Annotated in this window: 15 protein-coding genes; 9 read left to right on the top strand and 6 right to left on the bottom strand. The window is 73.1% G+C overall.

All coding sequences use genetic code 11. The annotated features are described in order from the left end of the window. Positions 1-61: 61 nt before the first annotated feature. Complete coding sequence (hisN, locus tag AC07DU_RS03260) at positions 62-865, bottom strand: histidinol-phosphatase (protein ID WP_479109387.1); 804 nt, start codon at positions 863-865, stop codon at positions 62-64. Positions 866-988: 123 nt separating this feature from the next. On the opposite strand from hisN, the gene AC07DU_RS03255 reads away from it, so the two are divergent. Then, positions 989-1,531 carry a TetR/AcrR family transcriptional regulator gene (locus tag AC07DU_RS03255; RefSeq protein WP_479027056.1) on the top strand — a complete coding sequence of 181 codons (543 nt, stop codon included), beginning with the start codon at positions 989-991 and terminating at the stop codon, positions 1,529-1,531. On the opposite strand, the gene AC07DU_RS03250 is transcribed toward AC07DU_RS03255, so the two are convergent. The 4 genes from AC07DU_RS03250 to AC07DU_RS03235 form a co-directional block, all read right to left on the bottom strand. Further along, complete coding sequence (locus AC07DU_RS03250) at positions 1,497-1,820, bottom strand: DMT family transporter (protein ID WP_360888101.1); 324 nt, start codon at positions 1,818-1,820, stop codon at positions 1,497-1,499. The two genes, AC07DU_RS03255 and AC07DU_RS03250, sit on opposite strands and share 35 nt — an antisense overlap. Positions 1,821-1,944: 124 nt before the next feature. Next, positions 1,945-2,955, bottom strand: coding sequence for a ribosome small subunit-dependent GTPase A (gene rsgA / locus AC07DU_RS03245; RefSeq protein WP_360888104.1), 1,011 nt, complete (start codon positions 2,953-2,955; stop codon positions 1,945-1,947). Between the two features lie 8 nt (positions 2,956-2,963). After that, complete coding sequence (gene aroA, locus AC07DU_RS03240) at positions 2,964-4,316, bottom strand: 3-phosphoshikimate 1-carboxyvinyltransferase (RefSeq protein ID WP_479027060.1); 1,353 nt, start codon at positions 4,314-4,316, stop codon at positions 2,964-2,966. A gap of 64 nt (positions 4,317-4,380) precedes the next feature. Next, positions 4,381-5,094, bottom strand: coding sequence for a M50 family metallopeptidase (locus AC07DU_RS03235; protein ID WP_360888110.1), 714 nt, complete (start codon positions 5,092-5,094; stop codon positions 4,381-4,383). Between the two features lie 53 nt (positions 5,095-5,147). Between AC07DU_RS03235 and AC07DU_RS03230 the strand changes: the two genes are divergently transcribed. The 8 genes from AC07DU_RS03230 to def all read left to right on the top strand — a co-directional run bounded on the left by AC07DU_RS03230 (position 5,148) and on the right by def (position 12,608). Beyond that, a complete protein-coding gene (locus AC07DU_RS03230) occupies positions 5,148-5,966 on the top strand; it encodes an SOS response-associated peptidase (RefSeq protein ID WP_360888113.1) in 819 nt (272 codons plus the stop codon). Between the two features lie 18 nt (positions 5,967-5,984). Then, positions 5,985-6,629 carry an alpha/beta hydrolase family protein gene (locus tag AC07DU_RS03225; protein WP_360888116.1) on the top strand — a complete coding sequence of 215 codons (645 nt, stop codon included), beginning with the start codon at positions 5,985-5,987 and terminating at the stop codon, positions 6,627-6,629. A 273-nt stretch (positions 6,630-6,902) separates the two neighbouring features. Beyond that, a complete protein-coding gene (locus AC07DU_RS03220) occupies positions 6,903-7,547 on the top strand; it encodes a sigma-70 family RNA polymerase sigma factor (protein ID WP_326593567.1) in 645 nt (214 codons plus the stop codon). Beyond that, positions 7,544-7,849 carry a mycothiol system anti-sigma-R factor gene (gene rsrA, locus AC07DU_RS03215; RefSeq protein WP_360888119.1) on the top strand — a complete coding sequence of 102 codons (306 nt, stop codon included), beginning with the start codon at positions 7,544-7,546 and terminating at the stop codon, positions 7,847-7,849. Before AC07DU_RS03220 ends, rsrA begins: the two co-directional genes overlap by 4 nt. A 210-nt stretch (positions 7,850-8,059) precedes the next feature. Beyond that, positions 8,060-9,523, top strand: coding sequence for an HD-GYP domain-containing protein (locus tag AC07DU_RS03210; protein ID WP_479027068.1), 1,464 nt, complete (start codon positions 8,060-8,062; stop codon positions 9,521-9,523). Then, on the top strand, positions 9,520-10,773 hold the full coding sequence (locus tag AC07DU_RS03205; protein WP_360888124.1) for an HD-GYP domain-containing protein: 1,254 nt from the start codon (positions 9,520-9,522) through the stop codon (positions 10,771-10,773). The genes AC07DU_RS03210 and AC07DU_RS03205 overlap by 4 nt, the downstream gene beginning before the upstream one ends. Positions 10,774-10,878: 105 nt before the next feature. Further along, entirely contained in the window at positions 10,879-11,880 is a 1,002-nt protein-coding gene (locus tag AC07DU_RS03200; protein WP_360888127.1) for a tetratricopeptide repeat protein, read from the top strand. Between the two features lie 83 nt (positions 11,881-11,963). Continuing rightward, positions 11,964-12,608 carry a peptide deformylase gene (gene def, locus AC07DU_RS03195; RefSeq protein ID WP_360888130.1) on the top strand — a complete coding sequence of 215 codons (645 nt, stop codon included), beginning with the start codon at positions 11,964-11,966 and terminating at the stop codon, positions 12,606-12,608. A gap of 21 nt (positions 12,609-12,629) precedes the next feature. On the opposite strand, the gene AC07DU_RS03190 is transcribed toward def, so the two are convergent. Next, positions 12,630-13,595 (bottom strand): helix-turn-helix domain-containing protein, encoded by a 966-nt coding sequence (locus AC07DU_RS03190; protein ID WP_479109384.1) that lies wholly within the window; start codon positions 13,593-13,595, stop codon positions 12,630-12,632. Position 13,596: the final 1 nt, after the last annotated feature.

Raw genomic sequence — 13,596 nt, 5'->3', positions numbered from 1 at the left:
GCACAGGGTGACGAGTTCGGGCTCGGGCGGACCACGAGCCCGGTTCAGACCCGGTCCCGTCTCAGCCGCGCGGGCGCAGCAGCTCCAGCAGCTCCTCGTGGAGCAGCCCGTTGGAGGCCGCCGCGTTCCCGCCGTGCACGCCCTCCACCCCGTCCAGGCTCGTGAAGCGGCCCCCCGCCTCCTGGACCACGACCGCGATGGCCGCCATGTCCCACAGGTTCAGCTCCGGCTCGGCGCACAGGTCCAGCGAGCCCTCCGCGACCATCATGTACGGCCAGAAATCGCCGTAGGCGCGCGTGCGCCAGCACGCCCGGGTCAGGTCCAGGAAGCCGGCGAGGCGGCCCTGCTCCTCCCAGCCGCCCAGCGAGGAGTAGGCGAACGAGGCGTCGCCCAGCGAGGCCACCTTCGACACGCCGATCGCGCTGGTCTCGCCCAGCGCACCGCCCGCGTAAGCGCCCCCGCCCTGCGAGGCCCACCAGCGGCGGCCCAGCGCCGGCGCGGACACCACGCCCACCACCGGGCGGAACTCACCGTCCGCGCCCTCGGTCATGAGGGAGATCAGGGTCGCCCAGACGGGCACCCCGCGCACGTAGTTCTTCGTGCCGTCGATGGGGTCCACGACCCAGCGGCGCGGACCGCTGCCCTTCAGGCCGTACTCCTCGCCCAGGATCGCGTCGTCGGGCCGCGCGGCGGCGATGCCGGCCCGGATGATCTCCTCGGCGGCCTTGTCCGCCTCGCTCACCGGCGTCATGTCGGGCTTCGTCTCGACCTTCAGGTCGAGGGCTCGGAAGCGCTCCATCGTGGCGGCGTCCGCCGCGTCGGCGAGCTCAAGGGCAAGGCGCAGGTCATCGTCATACTCGGGCATGTCCGAACAGTATCGACACTCCCGGACCCCGACCACCGAGGTCCACAGTGCGGCCAGAACGCGCCCTTGACAGGTTCTGTCGGCCCGTCAAGTCTGGCCGGAGAGCCGAGCGGGGAGGCGAAGATGCCGGCAGCCCGGGAGTCCTTGCTGGAGGCGGCGGGAGCAGCGCTCTCGGTGCGCCCCTGGCCCTCCGTGCGGATGGTCGACGTGGCCGCCGCCGCCGGGGTGTCCCGGCAGACCCTCTACAACGAATTCGGCGGAAAGGCGGGCCTGGGCCGCGCCCTGGTCCGCCGCGAGGCCGAGCGGTACCTCGACGGGGTGGACCGGGCCCTGACCGCTCCGGCCCGGACGGCCGAGCGGCTCGCCGCGGTCGCGGAGTGGACCGTACGGGCGGCCCGCGCCTACCCCCTCGTACGGGCCCTGCTCACCGGCGGCTGGGACGCGGGCCTGCCGGCCGCGGGAGGCAGGACGCCCGGCCCCGGCGAGCTGGCCCGGGCCGTGCGCGACCGGGCGGCCGCGGCGCTCATGCCGGGGGAGGGCGTCGAGCAGTGCGAGCTCGCCGTACGCCTGGCCCTGTCCTACGTGGTCGCCCCGGGGGAGGAGCCGGGGACGGGCGAGCTGCTCAGGCTGCTCAGTGCGCCGACCCGGACAGCTGGAGCCCGATGACGCCCAGGATGACCAGGGAGATCGAGACGATCTTCAGGGTGGAGACCAGGTCGCCGAGGAAGACCATGCCGTAGATCGCCGTCCCGGCCGCGCCGATGCCCGTCCACACCGCGTACGCCGGGCCCACGTCCAGCTTCTTGAGCGCCAGCGTCAGCAGACCGAAGCTGCCGAGCGCGAAACACGCGAAGGCGACGGTCGGCCACAGCCGGGTGAACCCGTGGGAGAGCTTGAGGCAGACCGCGAAACCGGTCTCCAGGAAACCCGCGACGACGACCAGCAGCCACGCCATGCCGAATGCCTCCCCGCGTCACGTGACATCGCGTCACTGGGTGCGATTATGCATTTACCAGACACCGTTGCCCGGCACACCCCGCCGTGAACCGGCCGCCGATCGACAGCCGGCCGGTGGGTGGTCAGTCGCCCTCGCGCCGCTCGCGCGTCTGCAGCAGCCGCCGCAGCGAATACAGCCGCGCCGGATCCGCGTGGCCCTCCTCCACCCACGTGTCGAGCGCGCAGTCCGGCTCGTCGTGGCTGCACGCGCGCGGGCACCCCTCCGTACCCGGCACCAGGTCCGGGAAGGCCAGGATCACCCGGGACGGATCCACGTGGTGCAGGCCGAAGGAGCGCACGCCCGGGGTGTCGATGACCCAGCCGTCGCCGCCCGGCAGCGGCAGCGCGAGCGCCGACGTCGTGGTGTGCCGGCCGCGGCCGGTGACCGCGTTGACGTGCCCGGTGGCGCGCTGGCGGCCCTCGGCGACCAGCGAGTTCACCAGGGTGGTCTTGCCGACGCCCGAGTGGCCGACGAAGGCGGTGATCCGGCCGTTCAGGCGCTCGCGCACCCGGTCGGCGGCGTCACCGGTCGCCAGCTCCTCGCGGTTGGTGACGACGTAGTTCAGGCCGAAGGTCGAGTAGATCTCCAGGATCTTGTCGGCGGAGGTCAGGTCGGACTTGGTGAGCACCAGCAGCGGCTCCAGCCCGGCGTCGTACGCCGCCACCAGACAGCGGTCGATCATCCGGGGCCGGGGCTCCGGGTCGGCCAGGGCCGTGACGATGGCCAGCTGGTCGGCATTGGCGACGACCACCCGCTCGTACGGGTCGTCGTCGTCCGCGGTGCGCCGCAGGACGGACTTGCGCTCCTCGATCCGCACGATCCGCGCGAGCGTGTCCTTCTTGCCGGACAGGTCACCCACGATCCAGACCCGGTCGCCGACCACCGCCGCCTTGCGCCCCAGCTCGCGGGCCTTCATGGCGTGCACCGAGCGGCCGTCGACCAGGCAGGTCAGCCGGCCGCGGTCGACGGTCAGGACGAAGCCCTCGGCCGCGTCCTCGTGCTTGGGCCGGATGGTGGTCCGCGGCCGGTTGCCCTTGGGGTTCGGGCGCTGGCGGATGTCGTCCTCGTCGGTGTTCTTGCCGTACCTGCGCATGACGGGCCCTACGCTCCCGTTCCCCGCGGGGTTTGCCCGAGCATGTCGGTCCACATCGCAGGGAAGTCCGGCAGGGTCTTCGCGGTCGTCGCCACGTTCTCGATCTGTACGCCCTCCACGGCCAGGCCGATCACCGCGCCCGCGGTGGCCATCCGGTGGTCGTCGTACGTGTGGAACACGCCGCCGTGCAGCCGGCGCGGCCGGATGCGCAGACCGTCAGCGGTCTCGGTGACGTCGCCGCCGAGGGCGTTGATCTCCTTGGTGAGCGCGGCCAGCCGGTCCGTCTCGTGCAGGCGCAGGTGCGCGACCCCGCGCAGCACCGACTCGGAGTCGGCCAGGGCCGCCACGGCCGCGATGCCCGGGGTGAGCTCGCCGACCTCGCTCAGGTCCACGTCGATGCCGTGGATCTTGCCGGAGCCGGTGAAGACCAGACCCGCGTCGGTCAGCTCGCAGGAGCCGCCCATCTCGGTGAAGATCCGGCGCAGCGCGTCACCGGGCTGAGTGGTGCGGCGCGGCCAGTCCGGGATGGTCACCGTGCCGCCGGTGATCAGAGCCGCGGCCATGAAGGGCTGGGCGTTGGACAGGTCCGGCTCCACGACCATGTCGCGGCCCAGCAGCGCGCCGGGGGCCACCCGCCACACGTCCTTCTCACCGCCCGCCTCGGGGGTGTCGACCTGGGCGCCCGCCGCGCGCAGCATCTCCACGGTCATCCGGATGTGCGGCATCGAGGGCAGGTTGCCGCCCACGTGCCGGACCTCGACGCCCTGGTTGAAGCGCGGGGCGGAGAGCAGCAGCGCGGAGACGAACTGCGAGGAGTTGCTCGCGTCGATCTCGACCGTGCCGCCCTCCAGGGCGCCGCCGCCCTGGACGGTCATGGGCAGCGCGCCGCGGCCCTCGTCGTCGATCCGGGCGCCGAGGGTGCGCAGGGCGGTGATGACCTGGCCGAGCGGACGCTCGTAGGAGCGCGGGTCGCCGTCGAAGCGGATGTCGCCGTCGGCGAGGGTGGCGACGGGCGGCAGGAAGCGCATGACCGTGCCCGCGTTGCCGACGTCCACGGTCGTCGGGCCGTGCAGGGCCGCCGGGATGATGCGCCAGGCCTCGCCGCTCTCGCCGTCACCGGCCGAGCTGGACGAGACGGTCTCCTCGATGCCCACGCCCATCGCGCGCAGCGCGTCCGACATCAGCTGGGAGTCGCGCGAGCGCAGCGGGCGGCGCACCCAGCCGGGCTCAGCGGCGAGCGAGGCGAGCACGAGCGCGCGGTTGGTGACCGATTTGGACCCCGGCACCGTGACGGTGGCGGTGACGGTCCCATCGGCGAGCGGAGCGGGCCAGAGGGCAGGGAGCGCGGGGGTGTCGGTCATGGCCCCCACTTTAGTGGCTTCCTCCGGCCCCAGATCTTGATCGCGCCCCCGTCTCGGAGGGCGGTCACAGGCCGAGCAGCCAGCGGCCGCCGCCGATCAGCGAGCACAGCGCGACGACGTGGAAGAAGAGCAGCCACACCACCGGGTGCAGGTGGGTGAGCCGCCCCAGCTGGTCGGCGTCGGAGTCCGGCGCCCCGCCGCGGCGGCGCTGGGCCCCCAGCTCGAACACCGGCCGCACCGCGCCCAGGAGCAGGAACCACACCACCCCGTACGCGAAGGCGGCCTGCACCTCGGCCGGGGTCAGCCAGGACACCAGCAGGAAGGTCCCGCCGGTCAGCAGCACGGTCATCGCCCCGTACGCGTTGCGGATCATCAGCAGCATCACCAGGAGCAGGGCGGTGGCCACCCACAGCAGCAGCGTGATCCGGTGCGCGGACAGCAGCGCCGCCCCGCCGAGCCCGAGCAGCGCGGGAGCCGGGTAGCCGGCCGCGGTGGTCAGGACCATCCCGGGGCCGGTGGCCTTGCCCCAGCTGACGGTGACACCGCTGGTGTCGGAGTGCAGCCGTATCCCGGCCAGGCGCCGCCCGCTCAGTCGCGCCACCAGACCGTGCCCGCCCTCGTGGGCGATGGTGACGGCGTTGCGCGACAGCAGCCACAGCGGGCGGGGCCCGACGACGGCCAGGGCGACCAGGCCGGTCACGATGACCAGCCAGCGGTCGGGGGCGGTCTGTATACCCGTGAGCCGGTCCCACAGGCCGGCCGTCGTACTGCTGTCCATGAGGTGGCGGACTCCTTGCGGTCGCGGTCTGGTGCCATGGCAGTGTGGCAGCCATGTGCGGAAGGTATGCGTCGAGCCGTAAGCCCGAGGACCTCGTGGAGGCCTTCGGGATCGAGAGGTGGGAGCCCGAGGAGGCGCTGGCCCCCGACTGGAACGTGGCGCCGACGAAAGAGGTCCACGTCGTCCTCGACCGTCCCCTGAAGGACGCCGCGCATCCGCGTCCGGTTCGCCAGCTGCGCGTCGTGAAATGGGGACTGGTCCCCTCCTGGGCGGCCGGCACCGACGGCGCCGCCCGGATGATCAACGCCCGTTCCGAGACCCTCGCCGAGAAGCCGTCCTTCCGCCGCCCCTTCGCGCAGCGCCGCTGCATCGTCCCCGCCGACGGCTACTACGAATGGGTCACCGCCCACGACGAGCGGCAGCTCGAAGTGGAGGGGAAGCGCAAACGGGCCCGCAAGCAGCCCTACTTCGTGCTCCCCCGCGACGGCTCCGTCTTCGCCATGGCCGGGATATACGAGTTCTGGCGCGACCGGACCCTGCCCGACGGGCACCCGCAGGCCTGGTGGGCCACCTGTTCGGTGATCACCACCGAGGCCGAGACCGGGCCCCTGGCCGCGGCCCCGGCCGAGGGACCGCGCTCGCTGTCCGACATCCACCCGCGGATGCCGCTGATGCTGACCCCGGACCGCTGGGACGCCTGGCTGGATCCCGCGAACACCGACACCGAGGGGTCGCTGCGGCACCTGCTGGCACCGCCGCCGGGCGGACTGATGCGGGCCTACCCGGTGTCCACCGCCGTGAGCAACGTCCGCAACAACGGGCCGGAGCTGCTGGAGGAGCTGGCCGCGCCGCAGGAGGGCACCTTGTTCTGACCGGGGCAGGATGGGTGCATGAGCAGCCGCACCGAGAGCGTCCCCACCCCGGCGGGCGAGGCCCGCATCACCTGGCACACCGCCCGCGGGGCCCGGCTCGTGCTCGCCGTGAGCCATGGCGCCGGCGGCGGCATCGAGGCCCGGGACCTCCAGGCGCTGGCCGCCGCCCTGCCCGCCCGCGGGATCACCGTCGCACTGGTCGAACAGCCCTGGCGGGTCGCCGGGAAGAAGGTCGCCGCCGCGCCCAAGGTGCTGGACGAGGGCTGGCGCGGGCTGTGGCCGGCGCTCGCGGGGCCCGGGCTGCCGGTGGTCGCGGGCGGGCGCAGCGCCGGGGCCCGGGTGGCCTGCCGGACCGCCGCGGAGCTCGGCGCGGCCGGGGTCCTGGCGCTGGCCTTCCCGTTGCACCCGCCGGGCCGGCCGGAGAAGTCCCGGGCCGGGGAACTCACGGGGGCCGGGCGGCCCACCCTCGTCGTCCAGGGAGGCCGCGACCCCTTCGGGCGCCCGGAGGAGTTCCCCGCGGGCGGGCACACGCTGGTGGAGATCCCGTACGGCGATCACGGCTTCGCCGTGCCGAAGAAGGCGGAGCTCACCCAGGACGAGGCCCTCGGGATGATCAGCGACGCGGTCGCGCGGTGGCTGCTGGAGCTCCCGGCCGGGAAATGAACGGGATCAAAGGCCGAAACCCCTCCCGTACGCGGGAATGCGCGGTCCCGCCCTTCTGTTGTCCCGGATGTCGGTACGTACGGGAACTTGTCGGAGGAGAGGGAGCGCATGACCCAGGTCATCAGTCAGAACCGTCGGCAGGCCGCTGACCTGGACTGGACTGTTCTTCCTGCCCCCAAGCGCAGCACGCTTCGGGCGGCGGAGGAGCCTGATGGTCGACTATTCTCCGATTCGAGCGGAACCGCTTTCGGAGCCGCCACGCAGTCGGAGGAGGTGGGTCCTGTCGCTGGGACCGACGAAGGCCACGCGGAGGAGACGACCCCGGAGCGCAACGCGCGCTTCGAACGGGACGCCCTCGGCTACCTCGACCAGATGTACTCGGCCGCGCTGCGCATGACGCGCAACCCGGCCGACGCCGAGGACCTGGTCCAGGAGACGTACGCGAAGGCATACGCGTCCTTCCACCAGTTCCGCGAAGGCACCAACCTGAAGGCGTGGCTCTACCGCATCCTGACCAACACGTTCATCAACTCCTACCGCAAGAAGCAGCGCGAGCCCCAGCGCAGCGCCGCGGAGGAGATCGAGGACTGGCAGCTGGCGCGCGCCGAGTCGCACATGTCGACCGGTTTGCGTTCCGCCGAGTCGCAGGCGCTCGACCACCTGCCGGATTCGGATGTGAAGGAAGCCCTTCAAGCCATTCCGGAGGAGTTCCGCATCGCGGTCTATCTCGCCGACGTAGAGGGCTTTGCGTACAAGGAGATCGCGGACATCATGGGTACACCCATCGGTACGGTCATGTCGCGACTGCACCGTGGCCGCCGTCAACTCCGCGGAATGCTGGAGGACTACGCCCGTGAGCGCGGGCTCGTTCCCGCAGGCGCGGGAGAGTCGAACGACCGGAAAGGCTCGGACTCATGAGTTGCGGAGAGCCGCACGAGACAGAGTGCTCTGAGGTCCTGGACCACCTGTACGAGTTCCTCGACCATGAGATGCCCGACAGCGACTGCACGAAGTTCGAGACCCACTTCGGCGAGTGCAGCCCCTGTCTGGAGAAGTACGGCCTGGAGCAGGCCGTCAAGAAGCTGGTCAAGCGGTGCTGCGGATCGGACGACGTGCCGAGCGACCTGCGGTCGAAGGTGATGGGCCGGATCGAGCTCATCCGGTCGGGACAGGCCGTCCCCGATCACGACGTCGCCGCCGACAACCCGGCTCCCGGCTGAGCGGGCCGGCCTGCGGTGAGCAGGTCGGCCCCCTAGGGAACAACCGCCCCCGGAAGAGCAGTTCATTCACCCGAATGTGCTAATCCGGGGGCGTCCGCATGCCGCAATACGAAATTGTGGCCCCTCTCGCCGGTGGCCCCACCTATTCTCCCCATTCGGTGCCGGTCGGATTCGGCGCCCGGCGTGCACGGCACAGGGGAGGAGAGCGCCATGCGGGCACTTCCGCCGGGGGCGCGCGGATACATCCTGTGCGCCGTTCTCGCGGCAATGGCGTGCGTCGCCCCCGCCCTCACCGGTTCCCCCACGCCCTGGGCGGCCGTGGGCCTGCTCGCCCTGCTCTCCCTCGGCTGCGAACTCGTGAGGCTCTGGCCGCCGCTGGGCAGCCGGGTGCCCGAGGGCATCGGCGCCTTCTTCCCCGTCGTGCCGGCCGCCGTTTTCCTGCTTCCGCCCGCCGCGGCGGCGCTCGTGGCCCTGCCCGGCGGCCTCGTCGGCACCGTGGTCCAGCGGCCCGTCGCGGTGCGCCGCGTGTGGCACTGCGCGCAGCAGTCCATAGCCGCCTGGACCGCGGGGCAGACGTTCGGGCTGCTGCGCGGCCCCTCCGCCCTGGGCGGCGGGCCCTCCGCGGGCTCCGGGCCGCCGGCCGGGTTGGCCGACTTCCCCTACGTGATGCTTCCCGCGGCGGCCTCGGCCGTCGCCTTCTGCCTGGTGCTCACCGCGCTCGACTCGGGCATCCTGGCCACCGCCGAACGCAGGCCCGCCGCCGTCGCCTGGCGCGGACTGGTCACGCTCTCGCTGGTCCCGCACTGCGTCCACGGCCTCGCCGGGCTGATGATGGCCGTCATGTGGCGCAGCCCGTACGGGCTCCCGGCGGCCCTGCTCGTACTGCTGCCGATGTACATCTCCTGCTGGGTGTTCGCCCAGTACCACCGCGAGCGCGCCGCCCACCAGGCCACCATCCGCGCCCTCGTCCAGGCCGTCGACATCAAGGACCGCTACACCCGCGGCCACAGCGAACGTGTCGGCCAGGCCTCCGCGATGATCGCCCGCGAGCTGGGCATGGCCGAGGACCGGATGGAGGTCGTGCGCATCGCCGGGATCCTGCACGACGTCGGCAAGCTCGGCGTCCCCACCCGGCTGCTGCGCAAGGACGGGCCGCTCACCCCGCAGGAGCGCCGGATCATCGAGCTGCACCCCGAGTACGGGCACGAGATGGTCCGCGGCATCGGCTTCCTGGGGGAGGCCCGGGCCGCGATCCTGCACCACCACGAGCGGGTGGACGGCACCGGCTACCCCTACGGGCTGACCGGTGAGCAGATCCCGGTACTGGCCCGGGTGGTGGCGGTGGCCGACGCCTTCGACGCGATGACCTCGACCCGCTCCTACAGCCGGGCCCGGCCGGTGCCGACGGCCCTCGCCGAGCTGGAGCGGTGTGCGGGGGCCCAGTTCGACCCGGCGATGGTCCGGGCCCTGACGGGCGCCATCGGGCGGCACGGCTGGCACCCCGTGGTCACCTCCGACGAGGACCTCCAGGTGATCAGCCCGTCCGCTCCCCCCGCGGGGGGCGGCGGTGGGGGGCCGGCGCTGTCCGCGCTGCCGGGCCAGGGCCCGCGGCAGGCCGCACCGCCCGCACCGGCCGACGCGCCGGGCCCCCGGCGGGCGGGGGACGGGACATGAGGGGGACGGCCGTGTGGGGCGTGCGGGGGGCCGCGGCCGTGCTCACCGCCGTCGGGCTGGGGCACACGCTGTGGAGCGGCGTCGCCGAGCCCGGCGCGGCCCTCGCCTTCGGGACCCTGATCGCCGTCGGGGAGCTCGCCCGCCGGGCGGACGGCGACGACCGCCAGCCCGCCCCGCTCGGCTCCGCCGGCGCCCTCGCCTACGCCCTGCTCGGCCAGAACGCCGCCCAGCCCACCCACCACGGGGTGTTCCAGATCGTCGCGGTCGTCGTCGCGGCCGCCCTCCTCGGGATCGTCCCGCACGTGGCCCGCGGGCGCGGCCCCGCCGTGGACCACCTCTCCCGGCGGGTCCTGACCGTCGCCTTCGCCGCCGCCTGTTTCCAGCCGCTCTACAACTCCGGCCGACTGGAGGAGCGGGTGGGCCAGGGCCCGTACCTCGTCCTCTTCCTGGTCTGTCTGCTCGGTCTCACCGCCCTGTGCGACGCCGTACTCGCCGCCGCGCTGGCCGGGGCCCGCACGGGCTGGCCGTACGGGCCCCTGCTGCGCGACGAGCTGCGCGCCCAGCTCGGCATCGGCGCGGCGATCTGCGCCACCGGCGTCGTGATGGCCCTGGGCGTGGCCGTCGCGGGCCTGTGGGCCCTGCCCGTCTTCAGCGTGCCGCTGCTGCTGACGCAGCTGTCCTTCCACCGGATCACCGCGATCCGCACCACCTACCGCCAGACCATCACCTCACTGGCCCGTGCCACCGAGATCGCCGGTTACACCCGGCCGGGCCACGCCCGCCGGGTCGCGGCCCTGAGCTGCGCCGTCGGCCGGGAGCTCGGCCTGTCGGAGCGGGAGCTCACGGTGCTGGAGTACGCCGCCCTGATGCACGACATCGGGCAGCTCTCCCTCGTCGACCCGGTCCCGGACGGGGCCACCGCCGAGCTGCCGGCGGCCGAGGCGCGCCGGATCGCCGGGCTGGGCGGGGAAGTGGCCCGGCAGACCGGGGTGCCCGCCGAGGTCGCCGTCGTGGTGGAGCGGCAGGCGGATCCCTACCGGGAGCAGCCCGCCCTGGCCCGCATCGTGCGTACGGTGAACGCGTACGACGACCTGGCCGGCGGGAGCCGTCACCCGGGTGGCTCACTGGCCGCCCTGGAACAGCTGCGCCTGGGCACCGGGCACGATTACCAGCCGGAGGTCGTGGAGTGCCTGGCGAGGGTTCTGGCCAGGGGCGGACGTGACAGAGTTGTTCCCGCCCCACCTGGGTAACCCATGGGTAATGAGCGGCCGTCCGAGTGGGCATGGTTGGATGCCAGTAAGGGGGACCGTGAGAGTGTCCGCAAGGCTGCATCGTAGGACCGGCAGGCGGGAATCGTGAGGATCTTCGGGAAGGTACGGCATCGGCCCTCCGCCTCGTGGCGGCAGGCCACCGACCGCGCGTTCACGCTGATCGGCGACGGGCGGTACGAGGACGCGGGCGCGCTGCTGACGAGAGCCGCGGACCTGGAGCCCTGGCTGTCCGAGTCCTGGTTCAACCTGGCGCTGCTGCACAAGTTCCGGCACGACTGGGAGCAGGCGCGGGCCGCCGGGCTGCGCGCCGTGGCCCTGCTGGACCGCGAGACCGGCGCCCCGGACTGGTGGAACGTCGGCATCGCCGCCACCGCGCTCCAGGACTGGCCGCTGGCCCGGCGGGCCTGGCAGGCGTACGGGCTCAAGGTGCCCGGAGACCCGCACGGCGCGGGCGGCAAGGGCAGCGGCGAACCGGTCGGCATGGAGCTGGGGAGCGCCGCCGTGCGGCTCTCGCCCGAGGGCGAGGCCGAGGTCGTGTGGGGCCGCAGGCTCGACCCGGCCCGGATCGAGGTCCTGTCGATCCCGCTGCCCTCCTCGGGGCGGCGCTGGGGCGAGGTCGTGCTCCACGACGGGGTCCCGCACGGCGAGCGGGTGACCGCTGCCGGCCCCTCGTACCCCGTGTTCGACGAGATCGAGCTGTGGGCGCCGTCGCCGGTGCCGACCTGGGTGGTGCTGCTGGAGGCGGCCACCGAGGCGGACCGCGACGCGTTGGAGCAGCTCGCCTCCGACGCCGGTTTCGCCGCCGAGGACTGGTCCTCGTCGGTGCGGCTGCTGTGCCGGACCTGCTCGGAGAGCGAGATGCCGAGCGACGAGGGCGACGGCGAGCACCTGGATCCGCACGACCACAGCGAGCCGGGGCACCCGGGCCCGCTGGGGCACCGCACGGCCGGCTCCGGCTCCCTGTGGGTCCCCGAGCGCGAATGCGGCATCGCCGCGCCGGCCGGACTGGTGCGGGGACTGCTCGACGGCTGGGTCGCGGACAGTCCGGGCACCCGGGAGTGGCGGGATCTCGAAGAAGTCTGCTGAGCCTTGGCCGTAGGCTGTACGGGCACATCGGTGGCCATCGGCGACCACCGGTGACCGGTACTTACGGAAGGCGTACGGCGGACATGTCGCAGCAGGAGAACGAGTTTGTCGGCGATGTCGGGGTCGCGAACGACGGGTACGTCGTGGACACGGAGGACTGCGCGGCGCGCGAGCTCGCCCACCGTGAGCGCGGCACCGCCCGCCCGATCACCGTCGTCGGCAACCCGGTCCTGCACCGGGAGTGCAAGGACGTCACCGAGTTCGGCGACGAGCTGGCGCAGCTGATCGACGACATGTTCGCCAGCCAGAAGGCCGCGGAGGGCGTGGGCCTGGCCGCGAACCAGATCGGCGTGGACGCCAAGGTCTTCGTCTACGACTGCCCGGACGACGACGGCGTGCGCCACACCGGTGTCGTGGTCAACCCGAAGCTGGTCGAGCTGCCGGCGGGTGCGCGGGTGCTGGACGACTCCAACGAGGGCTGCCTGTCGGTCCCGACGGCGTACGCCTCGCTGGCCCGCCCGGACTACGCCGAGGTCGAGGGCCAGGACGCGCAGGGCAACCCGATCAAGGTGCGCGGCACCGGCTACTTCGCCCGCTGCCTCCAGCACGAGACCGACCACCTGTACGGCTACCTGTACATCGACCGGCTCTCGAAGCGGGACCGCAAGGACGCCCTGCGCCAGATGGAAGAGGGCACCCCGCGCTACGAGACCGTCCCCAACGCGTAGTCGCCGACGCCTTCGCGGTGTCTAGGCGGCCTGCGGACCTCGGAAGACACGCCTGAAGGAATTCGGCGTGGTCCCCAGGGTCCGCAGGAAGTGGTGGCGGAGGGCGGCCGCGTTGCCGAAGCCGCAGCGGCCGGCGATCGCGTCCACCGTCTCGTCGGTGGACTCCAGCAGTTCCTGGGCGAGCAGCACGCGCTGGCGCAGCACCCACTGGTACGGGGTGGTGCCGGTCTCCTGGAGGAAGCGGCGGGCGAAGGTCCGCGGGGACATGTGCGCGCGCTCCGCGAGGTGCTCGACGGTGATCTCGTCCTCCAGGTGGCGGGCCATCCAGGCGATCACCTCGCCCACCGTGTCGCAGGCCGTGCGCGGCAGCGGCCGCTGGATGTACTGGGCCTGCCCGCCGTCCCGGTGGGGCGGTACGACCATCCGCCGCGCGATGGTGTTGGCCACCTCGGCGCCGTGCTCCTGGCGGACCACGTGCAGGCAGGCGTCGATGCCCGAGGCGGTGCCCGCCGAGGTGATCACCTGGCCCTCGTCGACGTAGAGCACGTCCGGGTCCACCTTCGCCCGCGGGAAGCGCCGGGCCAGGGCCGGGGCGTGCATCCAGTGTGTGGTGCAGCGCCGGCCGTCCAGCAGACCCGCCGAGCCGAGCACGAAGGCCGCGCTGCACACGCTGAGCACCCGCGCCCCCCGGTCCACGGCCCCGCGCAGGGCGTCGAGGAAGGGCTCGGGGTACTCCCGCACGGGCGCCCGCCGGTCGGCGGGCAGACAGATCAGGTCGGCCTCGTGGAGCCGCTCCAGGCCGTGCGCGGGTGAGACGGTGAAACCGACGTCGGCCATGGTCAGGGGGCCTTCCTCGGCCGCGCACACGGCGAAGTCGTAGACCGGCAGCCCCTGCTCGCTGCGGTCGATCCCGAAGACCTCGCAGAAGATCCCGAACTCGAAGGGGGTCACTCCGTCGACGAGCGCCACCGCCACGTTTTTCAGCATG

It is taken from the genome of Streptomyces sp. NPDC045695 (assembly GCF_056432025.1).
This window is presented reverse-complemented; position numbering and strand designations above follow the sequence as displayed.